The sequence below is a fragment of the Salipiger sp. genome, assembly GCF_048261495.1.
In the GTDB taxonomy this organism is placed as follows: Bacteria; Pseudomonadota; Alphaproteobacteria; order Rhodobacterales; family Rhodobacteraceae; genus Salipiger.
On record NZ_JBLXFX010000003.1, the window covers coordinates 224,231 to 246,643 of the forward strand.

Below are 22,413 nucleotides of genomic sequence, written 5' to 3' on the forward strand. Positions count from 1 at the left end.
CCTCCCATTTAGCTCCATATGGAACGATATATTTCCATCTGGAGCAATCTTTTTCTTTGGTTATGATCGAGTCATGAAGCTGATCGACATCCTCGACGCGCCCCCTTTCGGCATCGGCTACCGGCTGGCCTTCCTGACCAATTTCTGGCGGGAACCGATCCTGCGCCAGATGGAAAGGGATTTCGGCATCATCCGGCCGGAACTGACCGTTCTGATGTGTCTCGCCTTTCGCGACGACGTTCATGCGCGCGACATTTGCGAGGTGACGGAACAACCCTCGAACACCGTCAGCCGGGGCGTCGCATCGCTGGAAAGGAAGGGTTACCTCGTCCGCAGCCGCGACCGGGACGACACCCGGCGACAGGTTCTCCGGATCACGCCCGAAGGGCGCAGGGTGCATGACGAGATCATGATGCGGTTCGCGCAGGGCGAACAAAGGATGCTGGGCGTGCTGTCACGGCAGGAACGGTCCGACCTGCTGTGCCTTCTCGACAAGGTGGCGCGTGACGTGGAAAGCTGGCGCAGTTGAGGCACCGCCCGCGTCGGCACGAGCGTAGCGCACCCGCCTTCGCTGCCTGAGGCGGGGGCCTGCAACCGCGGATCTGATCCGGAAAAGGTCACTGGCCGCGCTCGGCATGGACGTCTTCACCGGGCCGCCCATGGCGATGCGCCGGGTGCCGAAGGCGACAGCGCGACGATGTCCAATTGTTGATCCGGTTGCGAACCGGGTGGCCGGGGTTGCCGGTCGCGCCGTGGATGGGCGCGACCGGAGACCTTGGCGGGCCCCGTGATCCGGGGCCGGCGGCCTATTTGAAGTACCGGCTGTCCTTGATCTGGTCCCAGGCCCAGACCACCTGCTGCAACTGCTCTTCCTGAGAGCGGTCGCCGCCGTTCATGTCCGGATGCAGGACCTTGATCAGCGACTTGTAGGCCTTGCGCACCTCGGCCTTGGTTTCGGCATCCTTCAGTTCGAGGATTTCGAGCGCGCGCTTTTCGGTCGGCGGCAGCTTGCGCCCGCCGCCACCGCTGCGGCCCGGGTTGCGGGTGGCGTTCTGGCCCAGCACCTGATGCGGATCCTCGATCCCCAGGCGCGCCCAGGCGCGTTCCTCGGGGTCGCGGTAATCCTTGGTCTTGCGTTCCCAGACCTTGTCGTCGGTCATCTGGGCGTTCATTTCGGCTTCGGTCTTGCCGTGGAAGAAGTTCCATTGAAGATTGTATTCCCGGACGTGGTCCTTGCAGAACCACAGGAATTCATCCAGCACGTCCGGCGCCTTGGGGGCGCGGAACTTGCCCGGCTCGTTGCAGCCGTCATGGTCGCAGATCCGCGTCGAGGTTTCCTGCTCGCCGGACATGCCACGCCGACCGCGCGGATTCTTCTTCTTCGCCGACTTGATCGACATGTCGAAACCGAAGGGGTCGTTTCTGCTCATGGTCTCACCTTTTCGACTCGGACGAGGGAGTTTAGACAATCCACAGTGAACGAAAAGAGGCAGGGGACGAAAAATGTCACGCTCGGCGGAAATCAGGACAAAACTGGACGAGGCCTTTGCGCCCACGGAGATCGAGGTGCGGGACGACAGTCAGCGCCATGTCGGCCACGCCGGCTACCAGGAGGGCGGGGAAAGCCATTTCCATGTAAGGCTGCGCTCGGCCCGTTTCGAGGGGATGAGCCGCATCCAGCAACATCGCGCGGTGCACCGGGCGCTCGGCCCGACGCTGGTCGGGGAAATTCACGCGCTGTCGCTCGACCTCGGGGTCTGAGCGCTAGTCGGTGGTGTCGCCGCGCAGCTTCTGCGCCCGCAGGGTCAGGATCGGGCTCGGCGCATCGTGATCCTCGGTCAACTCGACGCCGTTGTCGGTGACGGGGCGGCGGGGAGCGGGGCGCAGCGCCGGAAATTCCTCGTCCACCGTGGTGGCGGTGGCGGGATTCGTGGGCACGGGATCCTCGTCGGGGATGTCATCCTCGTCAGGGGGCGGAGGAGCCGCGACGGCCGGAGCCGGGGCAGGCGCCGCGACGACCGGGGCGGAGACCGCCGGCGCCGCGACTGCGGGCGCGGCGACAGTCGGTGCCACCGTCTCGGCGGCGGGCGCGACGGGGCGCCGGAACACCAGGAGATTGCGCCAGACCGACTGGCTCGACGTCAGGCCGCTGCGCTCTTCGCTCGGGAGCGTCTCGGCGCGCTGGTATTCCCAGCCCTCCGCGGCCATGTCGTTCATCACGCGCTCGATGGCAAAGGCAAAGCGGCCTTCGGCGCTCTTGATTCCCTTTGCCTTCTCCCCCTTCGCGGGGGCGGGGACGACCTTGTATTCATACGTCTGCATCGGATGTTTCCTGCGGCTTTTCCGCATCCTATCAGGCGCCGTTCACCTCGTCACCCCGGGGAAAGGACCGGGGAGCGTCCCTCGGGATGCGCTCCCCGGCCGGATGAAAATGTCGTCGCACTATGCGTGTCGGTACATCTTTTCCCCCGTTCCCGAACAATCCTGGGTGGGGTTCCGAGCTACTCACGGACCCGGTATCAGGACTTTACCCCTTCCGCTTTATTGCGCGCGAGTGGGGGATTCCTTACGTTTCGTTAACTTTCGGCAGGGTGCAGAACGGAATCTTGCGCCGAGGCGGCCCGCCAGGGGGCAGTGCGCCACGAAAAAGGGCGCCCCGCGGCCGGAGCGCCCTTCGGAAAGTCATGGAAAGCCTGCCGCCTCACTCGGCGAGCTTTTTCGCCACCAGTTCGTTCACCGCCTTCGGGTTGGCCTTGCCGCCTGTCGCCTTCATGACCTGGCCGACGAACCAGCCCGCAAGTTTCGGGTTCTGCTTGGCCTTTTCAACCTGCTCGGGGTTGGCGGCGATGATCTCGTCCACGGCGGTTTCGATGGCGCCGGTGTCGGTCACCTGCTTCATCCCCCGTTCCTCGACGATGGCCTCGGGATCGCCGCCCTCGGTGTAGACGATCTCGAACAGGTCCTTGGCGATCTTGCCCGAGATGGCGTCGGACTTGATGAGGCGGATGATCCCGGCCAGCTGCGCCGGGCTCACCGGGCTTTGGGTGATGTCGTGATCTTCCTTCTTGAGCCGCCCGAAGAGTTCGTTGATGACCCAGTTCGCGGCCAGCTTGCCGTCGCCCGCAGCCCCCGCGACCTCTTCGAAATAGGCGGCGCTCACCACTTCGGCGGTCAGCACGCCCGCGTCATATTCCGACAGGCCGAAGTCCTTGACGAACCGCGCCTTCTTGGCGTCCGGCAGTTCCGGCAGCGAGGCGGCGATATCGTCCACCCAGCCCTGTTCGATCTCGAGCGGGAGCAGGTCGGGGTCGGGGAAATAGCGGTAGTCGTGCGCCTCTTCCTTGGAGCGCATCGAGCGCGTCTCGCCCTTGTCGGGATCATAGAGCCGCGTTTCCTGGTCGATGGAGCCGCCGTTCTCCAGAATGCCGATCTGGCGCCGGGCCTCGTAGTCGATGGCCTGCTGGATGAACCGCATGGAGTTCATGTTCTTGATCTCGCAGCGGGTGCCGAGATGCGAGAAATCCTGCGTCGCCTGGTACTTTTCGTACTGGCCGGGGCGGCAGACCGAGACGTTCACGTCCGCCCGCAGGTTGCCGTTCTGCATGTTGCCGTCGCAGGTGCCGAGATAGCGCAGGATCTGGCGCAGCTTGGCGATGTAGGCGGCGGCCTCTTCCGGCCCGCGGATGTCGGGGCGCGAGACGATCTCCATCAGCGCGACGCCGGTGCGGTTGAGGTCGACGAAGGACATGTTCGGGTCCATGTCGTGGATCGACTTGCCCGCGTCCTGTTCGATGTGGATGCGTTCGATCCGCACGAGGCGCGCGATCCCCGGCTCCATGTCGACCAGCACTTCGCCCTCGCCGACGATGGGGTGATAGAGCTGCGAGATCTGGTAGCCCTGCGGCAGGTCCGGGTAGAAGTAGTTCTTGCGGTCGAAGGCCGATTTCAGATTGATCTGCGCCTTCAGGCCCAGCCCGGTGCGCACGGCCTGTTCCACGCAATATTCGTTGATGACGGGCAGCATGCCGGGCATGGCCGCGTCCACGAAGGCGACGTTGGAATTCGGCTCCGCGCCGAAGCGGGTCGAGGCGCCGGAAAACAGCTTGGCCTTCGAGGCGACCTGGGCATGGACCTCCATCCCGATCACCAGTTCCCAGTCGTGCTTTGCCCCGGCGATCACCTTGGGTTCGGGCGCCTTGTAGGTCAAATCCAGCATGCCATGGCTCCTTGTCAGATCGCAGCGGTTCTAGGGCACCGCTCCCCCGCGGGCAAGAGGCCGCCGGGCCGGAGATTGCGGCCGTGCCCCTGCGCGGCTACCTTCGATCCCGTCAGGCCAGTTCGACGGAGGTCCCATGCCGAGCGTTTCCGATTTCACCGCCCTGCCGTCCGGGGCAAGCTGGACCTCGGCGCCCGGCGTGCCGACCGTGCTGACCTATTCCTTCGTCGACGGCCCCATGGGGTACATGCTGGACAACGACCTCGTGTCGGACCGCTTCCTGTTCAGCGAGGTGCCGTTCACCGCCGCGCAACGGGCGACGACGCGCACCGCGCTAGACATGTGGGAGGGCGTCAGCGGTCTGGTCTTCGTCGAGGACACCAGCGGCAACGGCGACATCATCTTCGGCAATTACGACTTTTCCCTCGAAGCGGTCTTCGGGCCCAACCAGTCGGGCTATGCCTTCTACCCGAACCGCACCGTCGGGAACTGGTACGGCGAGTCCGCCCGCATCGGGGGCGACATCTTCATCGACACCGGAATCATGGCCAACTTGCCGCTGGTGCTGATCCTGCACGAGATCGGCCACGCGCTGGGCCTCAAGCACCCGAACGAGGGGGAGGTGACGCTGGAGCCCTCCTATCAGACCGAGCGCTACACGATCATGGTCAGCTATCTGGACTATTCGGTGCGCAGCCTCGGCACCTTCGACGGGCAGGCGATGGCCGAGCTCTACGGCGACGGCACGCCGCACCCCTTCGCCCCGGGGTGGCAGAGCCTCGACGTCGACACGGGGGCGATGGTCGTGACCCAGCGCTGGGGCGAGGCCTCATCGGAGATCGCGGCCACCAGCCTGCATGACGATCTTTCCGCCGGGGCGGGCGACGATCTGGTCGGGGGGTTCCTCGGCGACGACACGCTGCGCGGCGAGGCGGGGAACGACACGCTGTTCGGTCACATCGGAACGGATCACCTGAGCGGCGGGCTCGGCGCGGATTACCTGGTCGGCGGCGAGGACGGCGACCTGCTGCAGGGGGGTGCGGGCGACGACATCCTGCGCGGCGACTGGCAGACCGACACCGCGCCCCATTACGGCGCGTCCCACGTGGCGATCGGCGGGGCGGACACGCTCGAGGGCGGTCCGGGCAACGACACGCTCGACGGTGGCGAGGCGGACGATCTGCTGAGCGGCGGCGCCGGGGCGGACCGTCTGTCGGGCGGCGACGGGATCGACACCGCCGCCTTCGCCGATGCCTCGGGCCGGGTCATCGCCGATCTTCAGCAGGACGTGTCCTCGCAGGAATTCGTCCGCTTCTTTTCCGCTGGCGCGGCCGAAGGCGACGTCTTCATCGGGATCGAGAACCTCTCGGGCGGGCGGTTTTCGGACAACCTGCGCGGCGACGGCACCGACAACCGGATCGAGGGCGGCAGCGGCTGGGATCGTCTCTACGGGCGGGCGGGGGACGACCGCATCATCGGCGGCGGCGGGCAGGATGCCATCTACGGCAACCTCGGGGCCGACGTGATGACCGGCGGGGCGCCGGCGGAACGCGACCGCTACATCTATTTCTCGGCCGCCGAAAGCGCGCCCGGCGCGGGCAACCGCGATGTCATCACCGATTTCCAGCCCGGCTACGACCGGATCGAGATCCGCCGCCTCGATGCCGACGTGACGACCGGGGGCAAGCAGGGTTTCGACTTTGTGGGCAGCGCGGCCTTTTCCGGCACGGCGGGAGAGTTGCGCTACCAGCAGGTCGGGGGGATCACGCTGGTGCAGGCCGACCTCGACGGCGATGCCGTGGCGGATTTCGAACTCGAGCTGAGCGGCCTGCGCACGCTCTCGGACGACAATTTCCTGATCTGATCTGATCTGAGCCGCGCCGCAGGGGCAGGGCGGTGTCAGGCGCCGGTCGGGCCGGCAGGATGATCCTCGGCCAGCACCAGCTTGGGAAAGGCCAGCGCCGAACAGGGAGCGAGCGGGCAGGACGCGCAGCCCGAGGGGCGCAGCTCCACCCCGCCTTCGTGAAAGATCACCTGGCGGCCGCGGGCAAGATGGCGGGCGAAATGCTCGCCGAGCGTGGACAGCGCCCGGACCTGGCCGCGGCGCAGCGAAATCCCCAGATCCTCGACCCCCGGCACCGGGCGGGCCAGCGCCCAGAGATCGGGGTGCACTTCGCGCAGATGATCCTGCACGATCCAGTCGAAGCATCCCGCGATGCGCGCCCGTGCCGACCGGGCCTGCGCCGCCCCCGACAATGTCAGACCGCAATAGGCCGCGAGCAGATTGGCCGTATACTGGTCGGGGCGGCGCTCGAGGATGTCGTGCAGGGCTTCGGCAAACAGCTCCGCGTCGACGTGGTCGAAAGCATCGGGATCGGTGGCGAGCACGTCGAACCACACCCAGGCATAGGCACCGGTGCCCCAGATGTCCGAGGACCGCCCGGCGGTGCGGCGCGCTTCGAGGTCCAGCTTCTCCCAATTGCCGAACCGGGTCGGCATCAGGTCGCGTCCGAAGGCGCGCATGTGTTCGAAACAGGCGGGATCGAGGTCGATCAGGTCTTCGTAATCGTCCGACACCCGCGAGGCCGGGCGCGGCTGCAGGTCGAGCACGGCGCAGCGCAGCGCGGCGAGCGCGGGCGAATCCTGTTCCAGCGGGTCGTGCCGGTCGATCAGCCGCTGCGCCGATTCCAGGTGCTGGGCGCGGGCGTCGCGCCGCAGCGGAGTGGGTTCCGGCGCGCCGGGGCGACCCTCCCAGGCGCGGGCGACGGCCAGATGCGCCAGGCCGGGGATCAGCACCAGATGCGGTCTGTCCCCGATGCCGTCGATACCGTCCTGCAGCGCGTGGACGATCCGCCGGGCCGAGGTGGGGTCGTTGCGGTCGACCGCCGCCAGCGCGTTTTCGAGCGTGTCCGCATGGGCGCCTTCGGCCAGAAGCCGCGCGACCGGCGTGCCGCCGGTGGTCGCGGTGCGGCCCAGGTCCGCCGCCGCGATCTCGTCCGCGAGGGTGCTCCAGGCCTCCTGCCGGGCAAGGTAGCGACCGCGCGCCATGTGGCGGGCCCGCTCGCCCGAGGCGGGCGAGGCGTCCCGCATCGGAATGTCGATGCGCGGGGGAGCAGACCCCGGAGGACAGTCCGGTGCGGGACGGCGGTCGGCGCTCCGGGCGGGGTCCGCTTCGGGCGCCACGCGCGGCAGGAGCCGCAGCCCGGCGACCCGGGCGGTGAGGGATTTCACGGAGGGGAACCTGCCTGTACGCTTCATGGGCAGAGGCTACGGAGCGATTGAGGCACATCTTTGGCAGGCCCGGGGATTTCGCGGGGCGCGGCGGGCCGATGGGACGAATGGCGGCGTTTTCGGCCCGAAATGCCTCCTCGATCAGCGTTTTGGCGCCGAAACAGGCGGAAATCCTCCGATTTCGGCCAAAGTTATCCCCATCGCGCAACCGCGCGTCATTCCGCAGGGTTGCCCGATGAGACACTTTGTGCAACCTCGGCTGCCATGCTGCCGCGTATCCTCTGTGTCCTTTTGGCGTTGCTGCCCGCGCCGTTGATGGCCGGTCCGACCGCCCCGCTCCTGCCCGCTCCGACGGTGCAGGCCATTTCCATGTCTCAGCGTCCCGTGGCGCGCCGGGTGACCATTCCCAAGGCGCGCTGGGGCACCAAGGGGGGCCGCAACGCGTGGTCCATGACGGTGCTCTCGTCGCTGCGCGGCCATGCCAGCCGCCTGCCCGACACGGTGCCCGCCGATATCGCCACCTGGTGCCCGGCCTATCCGAGCGCCAGCCGCGAGAACCGGGAGGCGTTCTGGCTCGGTCTCGTCTCGGCGCTGGCCAAGCACGAAAGCACCTACCGGCCGACCGCCGTGGGGGGCGGGGGCCTGTGGTACGGATTGCTCCAGATCCTGCCCTCGACCGCCCGCAGCTACGGTTGCCAGGCCGACTCGGCCTCGGATCTCAAGGACCCGCGTCTCAACCTGTCCTGCGGCCTGCGCATCATGGCCCGGACCGTCGCGCGCGACGGCGTGGTCAGCCGCAACATGCGCGGCGTGGCCGCCGACTGGGGCCCGTTCCATTCCCGCCAGAAGCGCGAGGACATGATCGCCTGGACGCGCGCGCAGGATTACTGCACCGGCATGTCCCGTTCGCTGCGCCCGGTGGCGCGGCCCGGCACCATGGACGCGCCGCAGCTTCTCGCGGCGGGGCCGACCCATCGTCCGGCCGCGCGCCCCTCGTCCGAGATCGCCTCGGCCGTTCCGGCGGTGCCTTCGGCGCGGGTCACTGCGCTTTACGGCAGCGAGATCATCGCGACCTCCGGCACGCTGGAGCGCGACCTGCGCAACTACGCGATCGACTGAGCGCCGCGCGCCCGTCATCACGCACAAATACGGCGGCGGACCCCGGCGAGGGTGCGCCGCCGTTTCGTTGCGGCCCGGCTCAGCGCCCGCCCGTCACATCCAGGATGGTCCGCGTCACGTAGCTCGCCTTGTCCGACAGCAGCCAGAGAACACCCTCCGCGACCTCGCTTGCCGCGCCGGGGCGGCCCAGCGGCGGGGTATGTCCGATCCGGGCCAGCCGGTCGGGATCGTTGCCCTTGGCGTGGATGGCGGTTTCGATCAGGCCGGGGCGGACGGCGTTCACCCGGATGCCCTCGGCGGCAAGTTCGTCCGCCAGCCCCAGCGTCATGGTGTCGATGGCCCCCTTGGAGGCGGCATAGTCGATGTACATGCCCGCCGAGCCCAGCCGCGCCGCCGCCGAGGAAATGTTGACGATGCCGCCGCCCTCGTGCGCGCGCATGTAGGCCACGGCCTGCCGGGCGACCTCGAAGGCGCCGAAGACGTTGACCTCGAACACGCGGCGCACGACCTCGGGCGTCCGCTCGGCGATGGGACCGCCGGGCGAGACGATGCCGGCATTGTTGACCAGATCGAGCGGGCCCGAGGGCAGCTCCGAGATCCGCGCGAACAGCCCGGCGATGGCGGACATGTCAGCAACGTCGGCCTGCATCACCAGCGCCTCCGCACCCTCGGCGCGGATGTCCCCGGCCACCGCCTCGGCGCCCTCGCGATCGCGGCCGTAATGCACCACCACGCGCTCCCAGCCCTGCGACGGTGCCAGCCGCGCCACGGCGGCCCCGATTCCGGCACTGGCGCCGGTGACCAGCAGCAGGCGGCTCATGACAGCATCCGCGTGACCATCTCGGTCACGTCCCGCGACAGGCCCGGGCGTGCGGCGATGCGTTCGAGTTCGGCCCGGATCAGCGCCTGGCGGTCCGGGTCGTAGCGTTTCCAGGTCTGGAACACCGTGCACATGCGGGCCGTGGTCTGCGGGTTGACCGCGTCCAGCCGGATGAGCCAGTCCGCCAGCAGCCGGTAGCCCGCGCCGTCCCTGCGGTGAAAGCCCGCGTGATGCATGGCAAGCCCGCCCAGCGTGGCGCGGAACCGGTTGGGGTTCTTCATGTCGAAGGCCGGATGGCGGGTCAGCGCCTCGGCCCGCTCCACCGCCTTGTCGGGGGTGGTGGCGGCGATCTGGAGCGCGAACCACTTGTCCATCACCAGCCGGTCGCCGGACCATTGCCGTTCGAAGACCCCGAGCGCGGCCTCGTCCCGACCGGCGCTGACGAGGCAGGAGAGGGCGGTCAGTTGCAGCGTCATGTTGTCGGCGGCCTTGAACTGCGCTTCGGCCGCGGCGCCGCCGTCGATCCGGGTCTGCAGCGACAGCACCGCGCCGCCGAGCGCGCGCTTGCCCGCCTGTTCGGCATCGGGGCTGAAGGGGGCGGTCACGGCGGCCTCGTCGGCGAGGCGCGGCAACAGCCCCGCCCAGCGCCGGGCCTTGGCATCGCGCAGGGTTTCGGAGGCGGTCCAGATCGCCTCCGGGTCCGGGGTGATGCCGCGACCGTGCAGCACCTGCGCCAGCTCGGACTGCGACGGCCCGCCCATCATCAGCGCGCGGAAGGCCGGGTCCAGCGCCTCGTCCGCGATGACCTTCTGCAGCCCGTCGAGCCAGGCCTCGTCCGGCGCGGCGCCTTCGGTGATCATCGCGACCAGCCCCTCGCGTGCCAGATCGCGGTTCGCCTCCCAGCGGTTGAAGGCGTCGGTGTCATGCGCCAGCAGAAAGGCGCGCTCCTCCGGGCTGCTGCTGCGGTCGAGCACCACCGGGGCGGAAAATCCGCGCAGGATCGACGGGACGGGTTTCGCCGCGAGCCCCTCGAAGGTGAAGCTCTGCTCGGCCTCGGTCATTTCGAGCACGGTCGTCGGCACCACCTCGTCGCCGTTCGGGTTCAGCAGGCCGACCGCGATGGGCAGCACCTGCGGCGCCTTGTCGGACTGGCCCGGAGTCGGCGGCGTGTGCTGGGTAAAGGTCAGCGTATAGGTGCCGTCGGCGTAGCTTTCCGCGACCTTCAGATGCGGCGTGCCGGACTGGCTGTACCAGCGCTTGAACTGGCTCAGATCGCGCCCGGTGGTATCCTCGAACACCTTCAGCCAATCCTCGATGGTGCAGGCCTGGCCGTCGTGCCGCGCGAAATAGAGGTCGAGCGCCTTTGCATAGGCCTCGTCGCCGACGAGCCGCTTCAGCATCCCGATGACCTCGGCACCCTTCTCGTAAACCGTGGCGGTGTAGAAGTTGTTGATCTCCTGGAAACTTTCCGGCCGCACCGGGTGCGACAGCGGGCCCTGGTCCTCGGGGAACTGGCGGGCGCGCAGGTCGATCACGTCGCTGATGCGCTTGACCTCGGCCGAGCGCATGTCGCTGGTGAACTGGCTGTCGCGGAAGACGGTCAGACCCTCCTTGAGGCACAGTTGGAACCAGTCGCGGCAGGTGATGCGGTTGCCGGTCCAGTTGTGGAAATACTCGTGCGCGATGATCGCCTCGATCCGCTCGAAATTCGCATCCGTGCTGGTTTCGGGCGAGGCGAGCACGGCCGAGGAGTTGAACACGTTCAGCCCCTTGTTCTCCATCGCGCCCATGTTGAAATCGTCGACCGCGACGATGTTGAAGATGTCGAGGTCGTATTCCCGGCCATAGACCTCCTCGTCCCACGTCATCGACTTCTTGAGCGATTCCATGCCCCAGGCACATTTGCCCTCGTCGCCCGGTCGCACCCAGATGTTGAGCTCGACCTGCCTGCCCGACCTGGTGGTGAAGCTGTCGGGATGGTTCACGAGGTCGCCGGCCACCAGCGCGAAAAGATAGGCCGGCTTCGGCCAGGGATCGTGCCATTCGGCAAAGCCATCGCCGGACGCGCCGGGATTGCCGTTGGAGAGTTTCACCGGCTCCGCGCCTTCGATCCGCACGGTGAAAACCGACATCACGTCGGGGCGATCGGGATAATAGGTGATCTTGCGAAAGCCCTCTGCCTCGCACTGGGTGCAGTACATGCCGTTGGACATGTAGAGCCCTTCCAGCGCGGTGTTGCTGGCCGGCGCGATCTCGACCTCGGCTTCCCAGAGGAAGGGACCGTCCGGGACGGCGCACCGCAGGCCCTCGGGGGTGACCTCGGGGGTGACCGCGACCCCGTCGACGGCGGCGCGGATCAGGGTCAGCTCCTCTCCATGCAGGAAGAAGTCCTGCGCGGGGGCCGCCGGGTCGGGCGTGAAGCGGATGCGCGAGGTTACGCGGGTTGCCTCGGGCGCGAGCTTGAAGGTGAGGTGTACGCTGTCCACCTGCCAGCCGAAGGGGGTGTAGTCCTTCAGGTAGATGGTTTGGGGGGTGGCTTCCTTCATTGCGTCGCTCTCCTGATCCGTCGCCCGGCGGAACCCGCGGGCGTGCCCAAGTGTTAGGTTCACATGATGGGCGCCACAACCGCGCCCGCCACAAATTTTCGAGGAGACCCCGGATGTCTGCACCCGATACCGATATCGACAAACAGAAGCGCCGCCACCGCACGCCGCTGTGGGGGATGTGGGGCGGTCTGATCCTCGTGGCCATCCTGTTCTTCGGCTGGCTGGCCTTCTGGCCGCTCAACCCGGACACGGATGCCGGGGAAAGCATCGCGCCCACCACCGCCGACCAGGTCGAAAGCAGCGACACCGCCGCCCCGACCGCAGGCGGCACCACGACCGCCCCGTCCGAGTAGGGCGCGGCAGTCCGGTCCGCCGTGCCGCGACACGCATGAAAAGGAAAGGCCGGGTTCCCGCAGGGACCCGGCCTTTCGCCTTGCGCACGTGCCCTTGCCCGGGCGGGAGCTACTCCGCCGCGCGCAGATGCGACGGGACGGTGGGTTTTTCCGGCGCGTCGTCCCAGACGATCTCCGGTGCCCTGACCCGGCGTGCGGCGCGGTTCAGCGCCCAGTCCTGCGCGGCGCGGGACGACCGGCCCAGCGACAGCTTGGCCAGCAGCCGCGCGATCCACATGGCGTAGGTTCCCAGCCAGACACGCAGGGCCAGCATCGCCGGGGTGAAGACCAGCGTCAGCACCGTTGCCACCGAAAGTCCGAAGACCACCGCCGAGGCCAGCGGCTTCCACCAGAGCGCGGTCGGTGAATCGATCGCGTAGCCGCCCCCGAAGAAGTCCAGGCTGAGGCCGATCATCATCGGGAACAGCCCCGCCACCGTGGTGACCGTGGTCAGCAGCACCGGGCGGATGCGGTCCTCCGCGGTGCGGACGATCGCCTCGATCCGGGGCATGTAGCGGGAATATTCCTGGAAGGTGTCGATCAGCACGATGTTGTTGTTCACCACGATCCCGGCCAGCGCCACCACGCCCGTTCCCGACATGATGATCGAGAAGGTCTGGTCGAGCACCAGCATTCCCAGCAGAACGCCCGCCGTCGACAGCACCACCGCCAGCAGCACCAGCACCGAATTGTAGAGGCTGTTGAACTGGGCCAGCAGGATGATGAACATGAGCCCCAGCGCGGCAAGGAAGGCCTGACCGAGGAAGGCCTGGCTTTCCGCCTCGTCCTCCTGATCGCCGGTCCATTCCCAGCTCACGCCCCCAGGCAGCGCCGCGGTTTCGAGCCATCCGGTGATCTCGGCGATCCGCTCGTTCGGGTTGACCGGGACGACGGCCAGCGCGCCGTCGGCGGCGAGGCTTGCCAGCGTCTCCGGCGTTTCGGGGGCTAAGGCGCGGGTGAAGGCATAGGTCTTGCCCTTCACCGGGGTGCCGGTCGCCGCCTCCTCGCCGTAGCCGACGGTCGTGCCGTCGCGGGTGAACCGCACCAGCCCGTCCGCGACGGCGGCCTTGATGTCGAAATGCCGCTTCTGGTCGACGCGGTTGATCTCGGCCAGCTTGCGGACCGGCTTGCGGGTGATGAAGTTCGACAGCGGCACCAGCCCCTCCGGGGTGCGGACCTTGAGACTGTCGAGCGTCGACAGCACGCGGTCCTCCTCGGGAAAGCGCACGGGAATGTCGATCTCCTCGTCCGAGGAATCGACCCGCATGGTGCCGATGACCAGCCCGCGCGTGACCAGTTGAACCATCGCGCCCACCGTGGCGACATCGGCGCCGTAACGCCCGGCCTTTTCGACGTCGACGTCGATCTGCCAGTCGATGCCGGGCAGGGGGCGGGTGTCCTCGATCAGCCGCAGGCCGGGGGTGGCATCGAACCGCGCGCGCGCCTCGGCGGTGGCGGCCATCAGGCTCTCCCAGTCGTCGCCCTTGAGCCGCAGGTGCACCGGCTTGGCCGATGCGGGCCCCATGGCGAGGTTCAGGATTTCGGTCCGTATGCCGGGGATGGTGGCCAGGCTTTCGGTCAGTTCCGCGAGCACCAGGTCGCCGTCCAGTTCGGGCCGGTCGCGGCGGTTCTCCCACGGCACGATCTCGAGCTGGATCTGGCCGATGGTGTCCTTGGGCGGCTGTGCGCCGCCGGTGTTGGAATTGAGCCCGCCGTCACCGGCGAAGGCAAAGGCGGTCTCGACCCCCGGATGCTTCAGCACGATGGCCTCGGCCCGCCGCACCAGCGCGTCCTTTTCCCCAAGCGACAGGTTCCCGCGCGCCAGGACATAGACCAGCGCCTGTTCCGGTTCGCTTTCGGTGAAGAATTCGGTGCCGGCGTTGTTCTCGCCGTAGTAGGCGAAGACCGAGACCACGAAGAAGATCACCGCGCCGATGGTGACGAGCGGCATCACCGGGTTGCCCGCGATGAACGAGATCACCCGCCCGAACGGCGTCCTGCGGTAGCCCGAGCGGATGCGCTTGCGGCGGTGTTCGATGCGCGCGGCATCGAGGGTGATGGAGGCCATGACCGCGAAGACGAGGAAGACCGCCACCCCCGGCAGCCAGCGCTGCCAGCCGAGATCCGCGGGCATCGCGAACAGGAACGAGGGGTTCAGCACCATCATCGCCCCGGTGAACATGCCGAGCAGCGCCACCGGCACCAGCGCCGCGCGCACCAGCCAGGGGGTGCGCGCCCGCAGCCGGTCGGACAGGCGGTTGAGGATGCGCGAGAACCGTCCCGACACCCCGCCCATCACCGGCAGGTAGACCAGCGCCACCACCAGCGAGGCGGACAGAACGAAGATCAGCGTGACCGGCAGCATCCCCATGAACTGCCCCGCGACGCCGGGCCAGAACAGCATCGGCAGGAAGGCGCAGAGCGTCGTCGCGGTGGAGGAGACCACCGGCCAGAACATGCGCTTGGCGGCCTCGACATAGGCGTGCATCGGGCCGACGCCGTCCTTGATCCGCTTGTCGGCGTATTCGACCACGACGATGGCGCCGTCCACCAGCATCCCCACCGCGAGGATCAGGCCGAACATCACGATGTTCGAGATGGTGATGCCCATGATCGCCAGCAGCACGAAGCAGAGCAGGAACGAGGTCGGGATGGCGAATCCCACCAGCAGCGCCGCGCGGGTCCCGAGCGATGCCAGCACCACGATCATCACCAGCGCGATGGCGGTCAGCACCGATCCTTCGAGCTGCTTGACCATGGAATCCACGATCCGCGACTGATCGTTGCTTTCCGACACGGTGACGGCGGCGCGCAGCCCTGCGGGCCAGTCGGCCTCGGCCTCGGCCACCACCTCGCGCACCGCCGTGGCGGTGTCGATCAGGTTGAAGCCCTTGCGCTTGACGATCTGCAGAGCGACCGTGCTCTGCCCGTTGAATCGCGCCGTGCCCTCGCGGTCCTCGAAGGTGAGCGAGATGGTGGCGAGGTCGCCCAGCGTCACCACCCGGTCGCCGTTGACCTTGACCGGCAGGGAATAGACGTCGCGCGGTTCGTCGAAGCTGGACGGGATCTTGACCGAGAAGGCACCGCGATCGGTGCGCACTTCGCCCGCCGCCACCAGCAGGTTGTTGTTCTGCACCACGTTGATGAGTTCGCCCGCGGTGACGTTGTAGCTTTCCAGCCGAAGCGGGTCGATCAGCACTTCGAGCATCTCGTCGCGGTTGCCCGCGATCCCGGCTTCCAGAACGGAATCAAGGCTTTCCACCCTGTCCTGAAGATCCTTTGCGACCTTGGCCATGGTGCGTTCCGGCACCGGGCCGGTCAGCGACACGATGAGGATCGGGAATTCCGAGAAGTTGATCTCGCTGATCGTGTACTGGTCGGCGCCGTCCGGGAACTTGGCCTGGGCCTTGTTCATCGCGTCGCGCACGTCCGACATGACCTCGGTCTTGTTCCAGCCGAACTCGAACTCCATCGCGACGCCGGCATAGCCTTCGGAGGCGACGCCGGACAGCGTCTTGAGCCCGTCGAGATCGGACAGCTCCGTTTCCATCGGCTTGACGAGCAGGGTCTCGGAATCCTCGGCGGAAATGCCGGGGAAGGGGACCGAGACGAAGAGCGCCGGGATTTCGATATCCGGCTCGCCCTCCTTGGGGAGGGTGGCATAGGCAAAGGCGCCCGCCGTCAGCGACAGGACGATGAAGGCCATCACCATGCGGGCGCGCGTTGCGGCCCAGTCGACGATTCCGGTCACTGGATGACCTCCTCGAAGCTCGGAGAGACGGCGACGCCGTCGGTCACGTATTCCTGACCGACGGTGATGACGTCGACCTCGTCCGGCAGACCGCCGACCCAGATGCCCTCGCGGGTGTCGCGCAGGATGCGCACCGGCAGGAAGGCCGCGCGCCCCTCCGGGGTGGCCGAGCGGATGCCGATGCGGCCCTCGTCGTCCAGTGTCAGCGCCGATTGCGGCAGCAGATGCGCCATCGCGCCTTCGGCCTCGATGCCGATATCGGCGGTCTGGCCGGCGCGGATGGCGCGGTCGGGGTTGGGCAGGGTGATCTCGACCCGGAAGGTGCGGGTGGTCGGGTCGGACTGGCGCGATACGAAGGTGACGGTTCCGGTCACCGTCACGTCTCCGGTCAGCCGCGCACCCGCCCGCGCCCCGGTCTTTACGCGCGCGACATCGACCTCGGGGACGAAACCGACGATCTTCAGCGGATCGAGCTGGATCACCGTCGCGCAATGGCCGCCGACCGCCATGAGAGAGCCGAGCTCTGCCGTGTCGCTTTCCAGCAGCCCCGCGAAGGGCGCGGTGATCGTCAGGTTGTCCACCACCGTCTGCGCCCGCGCGACCGCGGCGCGCGCGCTCTCGATCGAGGCTTCGAGGCTGTCGACACCGGAGCGGGCGGATTTCAGACCGGCCTCGGCGCTGATGACGCCCGCTTCGGCGGCACGCTGCTGCGCCTGCGACGAGGCAAGCTTGGTGCGCGAGGCATAGCCGCCCCGGGACAACTGCTCGGCGGCGGTGAGGTTGATTCGCGCCTCCTCGAGTTGCGCCTCCGCCTGAAGCACCATGGCTTCGGCTTCGGGGATGCGCGCCTCGACCTGCGGGCGCTGGGCGCGGGCCTCGGCAAGCCGGGCGACGGCTTCGTCCAGCGACGCGCCCGAGGTGCCGGGTTCGAGTTTGCAGAGCACCTGGCCCTCGGTCACGCGGGTCCCCTTCGGCAGCGGGGCCGAGCTCACCCGGCCCGCGGTTTCCGCCATCACGTCCACCTCGCGGGAGGCCTGGGTCTCTCCGCGCAGCACCACGGCGTCGTCGATCATCCGCGCGACGGAGCGCATCGCCATGACCGCAACGGAGGTTTCGCCCTCGTCTTCGCCGCTGTCTGCCACGGGCGCCCCGGCTTCCGGTGCTGCGGCGACCTCGGGGGCGGGGGCCTCTCCGGATGCGGCGGGCGCGATGGCGCGGGCCCAGTCGAGCAGGCGGTCGCGTTCGAGCACCACCGCATAGAGGACGGCCGCGACAAGGAGGGCCGTGAGGATCGAAATGATGCGCATGAACCGACTTTCCGTTCGTCCGGGGCCGCGCAGGCCCCGTCCGTTGAGTGACCCGGCAGCCCCCGGCCCGAAGGCGCCGGAAATTGGCGTCCGTTTTCTAAACTACCTCGTTCAGTTTAGTCGCGATGACGCGCGCGATCAACATGATCTGCGCGAATTGCTGCAAACGCGCGGTCCCCCGCCCGTCCTGCCGGCGGGTGACGCCTTGGCAGGCCCGGCAGAGGTCTGTAAGAGGGGGCAAATCCGACGCAAGAGGCAGCCGTGAGCAATACCGACAGTTTCATCGACGAAGTCACCGAAGAAGTCCGCCGCGACCGGCTTTTCGCCCTGATGCGGAAATACGGCTGGATCGCGGTGCTGGCGGTGATCCTTCTGGTCGGCGCCGCGGCCTGGCGCGAATATGCCCTGGCACGCGACCGCGCCGCCGCGCAGGACTTCGGCAATGCGGTGCTTGCGGCGCTCGACACCGAAGACAGCGCCGCGCGCATCGCCGCGCTGGATGCGGTCGAGGCGTCGGAACCCGGCGCGCGCGCCGTTCTGGACATGCTCAAGGCGTCCGAATTCGCCCGCGAGGGCGACGGCGCCAAGGCGGTCGAGGCGCTGGATGCCGTGTCCGGCTCCGAGGACGTGCCCGAGATCTACCGCGAGATCGCCTCGTTCAAGGCGGTCAGCCGCTCGGACAGCGGCCTGTCGCCCGAGGAGCGCCGCCAGCGGCTCGACTTTCTCGCGCAGCCCGGCAAGCCCCTGCATCTGCTGGCGGTCGAGCAGCTTGCCTTTCTCGACATCGCGTCGGGGGACAAGGCTGCGGCGCTGGAGCGTCTGCGCTTCATCGTCGAGGATGCGGGAACCACGCCGGGCTTGCGCCAGCGGGCGTCTCAGTTGATTGTAGCGCTGGGCGGAGAGCCCGAGGCCGGATAAACGGACCGGCAGGCGAACGAGAGCAGTAAGACGGGGGCAGTACGTTGCGCATCACCACGATCACGGCGGGGCTTTTGGGGCTCACGGTGCTGGGAGGCTGCACGGACCCCGAGGTCATCCTGCCCGGCGAACGCTTCGGCGCCCGCGAGGTGCTGGAGGATCCGGCCCTGGCCGATCCCGTCGAACCGGCGAACCGCGCGGCGGCCGCCGCGCTTCCCGGCATCTCGAACAATGCCGACTGGGCGCAGAGCGCGGTCTCGCCCGCCTATCGCACCATCCATCCGGCGCTGGGGCGCAACCTCCAGCTCGTGATGTCGGTGCCGCTGGGCGAAGGCGACACCCGCCGCAAGCGGCTCAACGTCGATCCTGTCGCCGCGGGCGGGCGCATCTTCGCGATGGATTCCGAACACCGGCTCAGCGCCTACGGCACCTCGGGCGGCCTGCTCTGGCAGAAGACCATGGTGCCGCTGCGCGACGAAGCCACCCAGGCCCAGGGCGGCGGGCTCGCCGTGGCGGGCGGGCGGCTCTATGTCGCGTCGGGCTTCGGCCGGCTGACCGCGCTCGATCCCGCCACCGGCGGCGAGATCTGGAGCCAGCAGCTCGGCGGGACCGCGACCGGCGCTCCGACGGCGGTGGGCGACCTGGTCTATGTCACCTCCGGCGATTCCCGTGCCTGGGCGATCGAGGCCGACAACGGCCGCATCCGCTGGCAGATCGACGGGCTGGAAGACGTCAACAACGTCGCCGGTGCGGCCCCGCCCGCGGTCGGCAGCAAGCTGGCGATCTTTGCCTTCGGCTCCGGCAACGTGCAGGCGGCCTTCCTGCAGGGCGGCCTGCGCACCTGGAGCGCCGACGTGCTCGGCGCGCGCAACGGCGTCGCGATCGCGACCGTCGAGGACATCACCGGCTACCCGGTGATCGACGGCAACCGCGTCTATGTCGGCAACCATTCCGGCCGGGTCGTGGCGCTCGGGCTGCAGAACGGAGAGCGTCTCTGGACCGCGCGGACGGGCGCGCTCGGGCCGGTCTGGCCGGCGGGCAATTCCGTCTACTTCGTCTCGGACCAGAACGAACTCGTCCGGCTCGACGCCGAAACCGGCGAAAAGGTCTGGACCGTCGCGATGCCGGGCTACGAGCCGAGGCGTCGCCCGCAGAAGCGTCGGGATGCGGCCTATGCGCATTTCGGGCCGGTGCTCGCGGGGGGGCGGCTGGTGGTCGCCTCGTCCGACGGCCTGCTGCGCAGCTTCAACCCCGAGGACGGGGCGCTGGTCTCGGCCGTCGCGATTCCCGACGGAGCGACGACGCGGCCCATCGTGGCCGGCGGCACGCTCTACGTGGTGAACAAGAAGGGTCAGCTGCTCGGCTACCGCTGAGCGCGGCCCGCGTTTCTTCCGTCGACCGGCCCCGGCCACGGACATGCGCCGGGGCGGGCCGTACAGAACGGCCCTTTCCCGGCCGCGCGAAATGGGCTAACGGGGCCGCTTGGGATCAAGGACGCCTGACATGACCTTTTCGCTCGCCATCGTGGGGCGCCCGAACGTGGGCAAATCCACGCTCTTCAACCGCCTCGTGGGGCGCCGTCTCGCGCTGGTCGACGACCAGCCGGGCGTGACCCGCGACCTGCGCGAGGGCGAGGGCAAGCTGGGCGACCTGCGTTTCACCGTGATCGACACCGCCGGTCTCGAAGAGGCGACCGACGAAAGCCTCCAGGGCCGGATGCGCAAGCTGACCGAGCGCGCGGTGGACATGGCCGACATCTGCCTGTTCATGATCGACGCCCGCGTCGGCGTGACCCCCGCGGACGAGGTCTTTGCCGAGATCCTGCGCAAGCGGGCCAAGCATGTCATCCTCGCCGCCAACAAGGGCGAGGGCTCTGCCGCCGATGCCGGGGTGATCGAGGCCTATGCCCTCGGCCTCGGAGAGCCGGTGCGCCTGTCCGCCGAGCACGGCGAGGGGATGCCGGAGCTTTACGCCATGCTGCAGCCGCTGGCCGACGGCTATGCCGAGCGCGCCGCCGAGGAGGCCCCGGAAACCGAGGTCGATCTTTCGGACGAGGACGACGAGGGCGGAGAGACGCCGCTGCGGATGCCGACCAATGCCAAGCCGCTGCAGATCGCCGTGGTCGGCCGCCCCAACGCGGGCAAGTCGACCCTGATCAACAAGCTGCTGGGCGAGGATCGCCTGCTGGTCGGTCCCGAGGCCGGGATCACCCGGGATGCGATCTCGGTCCGGATGGACTGGGACGGGGTGCCGGTGCGGATCTTCGACACCGCCGGGATGCGCAAGCGCGCCAAGGTGCAGGAGAAGCTGGAGAAGCTTTCGGTCTCCGACGGCCTGCGCGCGGTGAAATTCGCCGAGGTGGTCGTGGTGCTGCTGGATGCCGCCATCCCCTTCGAACAGCAGGACCTGCGCATCGCCGATCTGGCCGAACGCGAGGGCCGCGCGGTGGTCGTCGCGGTGAACAAGTGGGACGTGGAAGAGCACAAGCAGGAGAAGCTGCGCGATCTCAAGGAAGCCTTCGACCGGCTCCTGCCGCAGCTGCGCGGTGCGCCGCTGGTGACGGTGTCGGCCAAGACGGGGCGCGGGCTCGACCGGCTTCAGGCCGCGATCATCAAGGCGTGGGAGGTCTGGAACCGCCGCGTCTCGACCGGCCAGCTCAACCGCTGGCTCGAGGGCATGATCTCGTCCCACCCGCCGCCCGCGCCGCAGGGCAAGCGGATCAAGCTGCGCTACATGACCCAGGCCAAGACCCGGCCGCCGGGCTTCGTGGTGATGTGCTCGCATCCCGACAAGATGCCGGAGAGCTACACGCGCTACCTCGTGAACGGGCTGCGCGAAGCCTTCGACATGCCGGGCACGCCGATCCGTCTCTACATGCGGGGGCAGAGCGACCGGAACCCCTACAAGGGCCGCCGCGAACGCAATGCCGGTGCGCTGACCAAGCACCTGGGCAAGAAGAAGGGCTGAGGGGCGTTCGGCCCCGGGCGAACCCCGGGGCGCTGCCTCATTCGGCGGGTTGGAAGGCACCGCGCGGCTTCAGCGCCGCGTTCATCGCCAGCCCGCCGCAGGCAATCGCGCCGAGCGCGAGGAAGGCCGCGAAGCCGAGGGTCGCGGTGCCGGAGAGGCCCGCACCCACGGTGCAGCCCCCGGCCAGCACGCCGCCGACCCCCATCAGCACCGCCCCCGACAGGTAGCGCCCGGTTTCACGGGGGGCGGAAAAGCTCTGCCAGGCAAAGCGGCCCGCGAGGAGCGACGAAACCAGCGCGCCGATCAGGGTGCCGCCGATGAGACCGGTGCCGAACCCGGCCGGAATCGCGGTCGAGGCGACGGTCCAGAACAGGCTCTCGGCCATGGGCGAGGTGAAGGAGAGGCTCTCCATCGCGATAGGGTCGAAATCGTCGTAAAGCACCCAACCCGTGCCGACCCAGCCGACCGCGACCAGCAGACCCAGCGCGCCCGCCTGGGCAAGCTGCGTCAGGCGCGCGCCGGAGCGTAGCGCGACGAACAGCGCCGCCGCCGCGATGAGCGCGGTCCAGGGCAGCGCGCCGCCGGGCAGGGCGGCAAAGCCGGTGGTCTCTCCGAGATCCAGCGTCACCGCGCCGAGCGTCGTGCGCAGCGGGGCCAGAACGCCCTTGAGCGTGGCATGGGCGGCGATGGCGAAGACCAGCAGGACCGAAAGCGCGCGCAGGTTGCCGGAGGCGGTCAGCACCGTCAGCCGCGAGATGCATCCCCGCGTCAGCACCATGCCCGCACCGAACAGCAGCCCGCCGACGAGGATCGCGGCGACCGGCAGGTCGGAGGCAAGGTAGCGGTGATCCGCGAAGCCGATCCAACCCAGTGCCACGGCGATCTGCGTGCCGACGATGGCAAAGGCGAATCCGGTCGCCCAGACGCCGCGCGCCTGCGGGGCATCCTCGCCCACGAGGCTGCGGCGAAAGCAGAAGCGGGTGCGTTCCGCGAGAAGTCCGAACAGCGCCCCGAGCGCGAGACCGAAGAAGACGGCGATCTGCGGGGCGGTGAAGTTTTCGAAGCCAAGGGTCTCGAACATGGGAATCCTCGTGCGGTCTGGCGGGACGGTGCCTGCCTTGCCGGGAAATCGCCCCGCTGGCAAGG

General features: G+C 68.5%; 17 protein-coding genes. 8 read left to right on the plus strand and 9 right to left on the minus strand.

The window, feature by feature from the left end:
* The first annotated feature begins 73 nt into the window (after positions 1–73).
* Positions 74–529: a MarR family winged helix-turn-helix transcriptional regulator gene (locus ACN0RJ_RS07700; RefSeq protein ID WP_417719986.1), complete on the plus strand. Its 456-nt coding sequence runs from the start codon at positions 74–76 to the stop codon at positions 527–529.
* A gap of 277 nt (positions 530–806) precedes the next feature.
* On the opposite strand, the gene ACN0RJ_RS07705 is transcribed toward ACN0RJ_RS07700, so the two are convergent.
* A complete protein-coding gene (locus ACN0RJ_RS07705; RefSeq protein ID WP_417719987.1) occupies positions 807–1,430 on the minus strand; it encodes a J domain-containing protein in 624 nt (207 codons plus the stop codon).
* 73 nt (positions 1,431–1,503) lie between these two features.
* Between ACN0RJ_RS07705 and ACN0RJ_RS07710 the strand changes: the two genes are divergently transcribed.
* Complete coding sequence (locus ACN0RJ_RS07710; RefSeq protein ID WP_417723893.1) at positions 1,504–1,761, plus strand: BolA family protein; 258 nt, start codon at positions 1,504–1,506, stop codon at positions 1,759–1,761.
* Between the two features lie 3 nt (positions 1,762–1,764).
* Here the strand turns inward: ACN0RJ_RS07710 and ACN0RJ_RS07715 are convergent, their stop codons facing one another.
* Both ACN0RJ_RS07715 and gatB read right to left on the minus strand, forming a co-directional pair.
* On the minus strand, positions 1,765–2,322 hold the full coding sequence (locus tag ACN0RJ_RS07715; protein WP_417723894.1) for a DUF4177 domain-containing protein: 558 nt from the start codon (positions 2,320–2,322) through the stop codon (positions 1,765–1,767).
* A 379-nt stretch (positions 2,323–2,701) separates the two neighbouring features.
* Positions 2,702–4,216 (minus strand): Asp-tRNA(Asn)/Glu-tRNA(Gln) amidotransferase subunit GatB, encoded by a 1,515-nt coding sequence (gene gatB, locus ACN0RJ_RS07720; RefSeq protein ID WP_417723895.1) that lies wholly within the window; start codon positions 4,214–4,216, stop codon positions 2,702–2,704.
* 136 nt (positions 4,217–4,352) lie between these two features.
* Here gatB and ACN0RJ_RS07725 point away from each other — a divergent pair, with 136 nt between their 5' ends.
* On the plus strand, positions 4,353–6,080 hold the full coding sequence (locus ACN0RJ_RS07725; RefSeq protein ID WP_417723896.1) for a M10 family metallopeptidase C-terminal domain-containing protein: 1,728 nt from the start codon (positions 4,353–4,355) through the stop codon (positions 6,078–6,080).
* Positions 6,081–6,115: 35 nt separating this feature from the next.
* On the opposite strand, the gene ACN0RJ_RS07730 is transcribed toward ACN0RJ_RS07725, so the two are convergent.
* Entirely contained in the window at positions 6,116–7,447 is a 1,332-nt protein-coding gene (locus tag ACN0RJ_RS07730; protein ID WP_417723897.1) for a hypothetical protein, read from the minus strand.
* Positions 7,448–7,711: 264 nt separating this feature from the next.
* Here ACN0RJ_RS07730 and ACN0RJ_RS07735 point away from each other — a divergent pair, with 264 nt between their 5' ends.
* Entirely contained in the window at positions 7,712–8,566 is an 855-nt protein-coding gene (locus tag ACN0RJ_RS07735) for a transglycosylase SLT domain-containing protein (protein ID WP_417723898.1), read from the plus strand.
* 79 nt (positions 8,567–8,645) lie between these two features.
* On the opposite strand, the gene ACN0RJ_RS07740 is transcribed toward ACN0RJ_RS07735, so the two are convergent.
* Positions 8,646–9,386, minus strand: a complete 741-nt coding sequence (locus ACN0RJ_RS07740; protein WP_417723899.1) for an SDR family oxidoreductase — start codon at positions 9,384–9,386, stop codon at positions 8,646–8,648.
* A complete protein-coding gene (gene pepN, locus ACN0RJ_RS07745) occupies positions 9,383–11,932 on the minus strand; it encodes an aminopeptidase N (protein WP_417723900.1) in 2,550 nt (849 codons plus the stop codon). Before pepN ends, ACN0RJ_RS07740 begins: the two co-directional genes overlap by 4 nt.
* A gap of 113 nt (positions 11,933–12,045) precedes the next feature.
* Here pepN and ACN0RJ_RS07750 point away from each other — a divergent pair, with 113 nt between their 5' ends.
* Positions 12,046–12,285 (plus strand): hypothetical protein, encoded by a 240-nt coding sequence (locus tag ACN0RJ_RS07750; protein ID WP_417723901.1) that lies wholly within the window; start codon positions 12,046–12,048, stop codon positions 12,283–12,285.
* Between the two features lie 109 nt (positions 12,286–12,394).
* On the opposite strand, the gene ACN0RJ_RS07755 is transcribed toward ACN0RJ_RS07750, so the two are convergent.
* Both ACN0RJ_RS07755 and ACN0RJ_RS07760 read right to left on the minus strand, forming a co-directional pair.
* Positions 12,395–16,075 carry an efflux RND transporter permease subunit gene (locus ACN0RJ_RS07755; protein WP_417723902.1) on the minus strand — a complete coding sequence of 1,227 codons (3,681 nt, stop codon included), beginning with the start codon at positions 16,073–16,075 and terminating at the stop codon, positions 12,395–12,397.
* The gene (locus ACN0RJ_RS07760; RefSeq protein WP_417723903.1) at positions 16,072–17,382 is read right to left on the minus strand and encodes an efflux RND transporter periplasmic adaptor subunit; all 1,311 of its coding nucleotides are present in this window, start codon (positions 17,380–17,382) and stop codon (positions 16,072–16,074) included. The genes ACN0RJ_RS07755 and ACN0RJ_RS07760 overlap by 4 nt, the downstream gene beginning before the upstream one ends.
* A 261-nt stretch (positions 17,383–17,643) precedes the next feature.
* Between ACN0RJ_RS07760 and ACN0RJ_RS07765 the strand changes: the two genes are divergently transcribed.
* The 3 genes from ACN0RJ_RS07765 to der all read left to right on the plus strand — a co-directional run bounded on the left by ACN0RJ_RS07765 (position 17,644) and on the right by der (position 21,267).
* Entirely contained in the window at positions 17,644–18,300 is a 657-nt protein-coding gene (locus tag ACN0RJ_RS07765) for a hypothetical protein (protein ID WP_417719999.1), read from the plus strand.
* Between the two features lie 44 nt (positions 18,301–18,344).
* Positions 18,345–19,673 (plus strand): PQQ-binding-like beta-propeller repeat protein, encoded by a 1,329-nt coding sequence (locus ACN0RJ_RS07770; RefSeq protein WP_417723904.1) that lies wholly within the window; start codon positions 18,345–18,347, stop codon positions 19,671–19,673.
* Between the two features lie 130 nt (positions 19,674–19,803).
* Positions 19,804–21,267 (plus strand): ribosome biogenesis GTPase Der, encoded by a 1,464-nt coding sequence (der, locus tag ACN0RJ_RS07775; protein ID WP_417723905.1) that lies wholly within the window; start codon positions 19,804–19,806, stop codon positions 21,265–21,267.
* A gap of 37 nt (positions 21,268–21,304) precedes the next feature.
* On the opposite strand, the gene ACN0RJ_RS07780 is transcribed toward der, so the two are convergent.
* Positions 21,305–22,348, minus strand: coding sequence for a YeeE/YedE family protein (locus ACN0RJ_RS07780; RefSeq protein ID WP_417723906.1), 1,044 nt, complete (start codon positions 22,346–22,348; stop codon positions 21,305–21,307).
* Positions 22,349–22,413 lie beyond the last annotated feature (65 nt).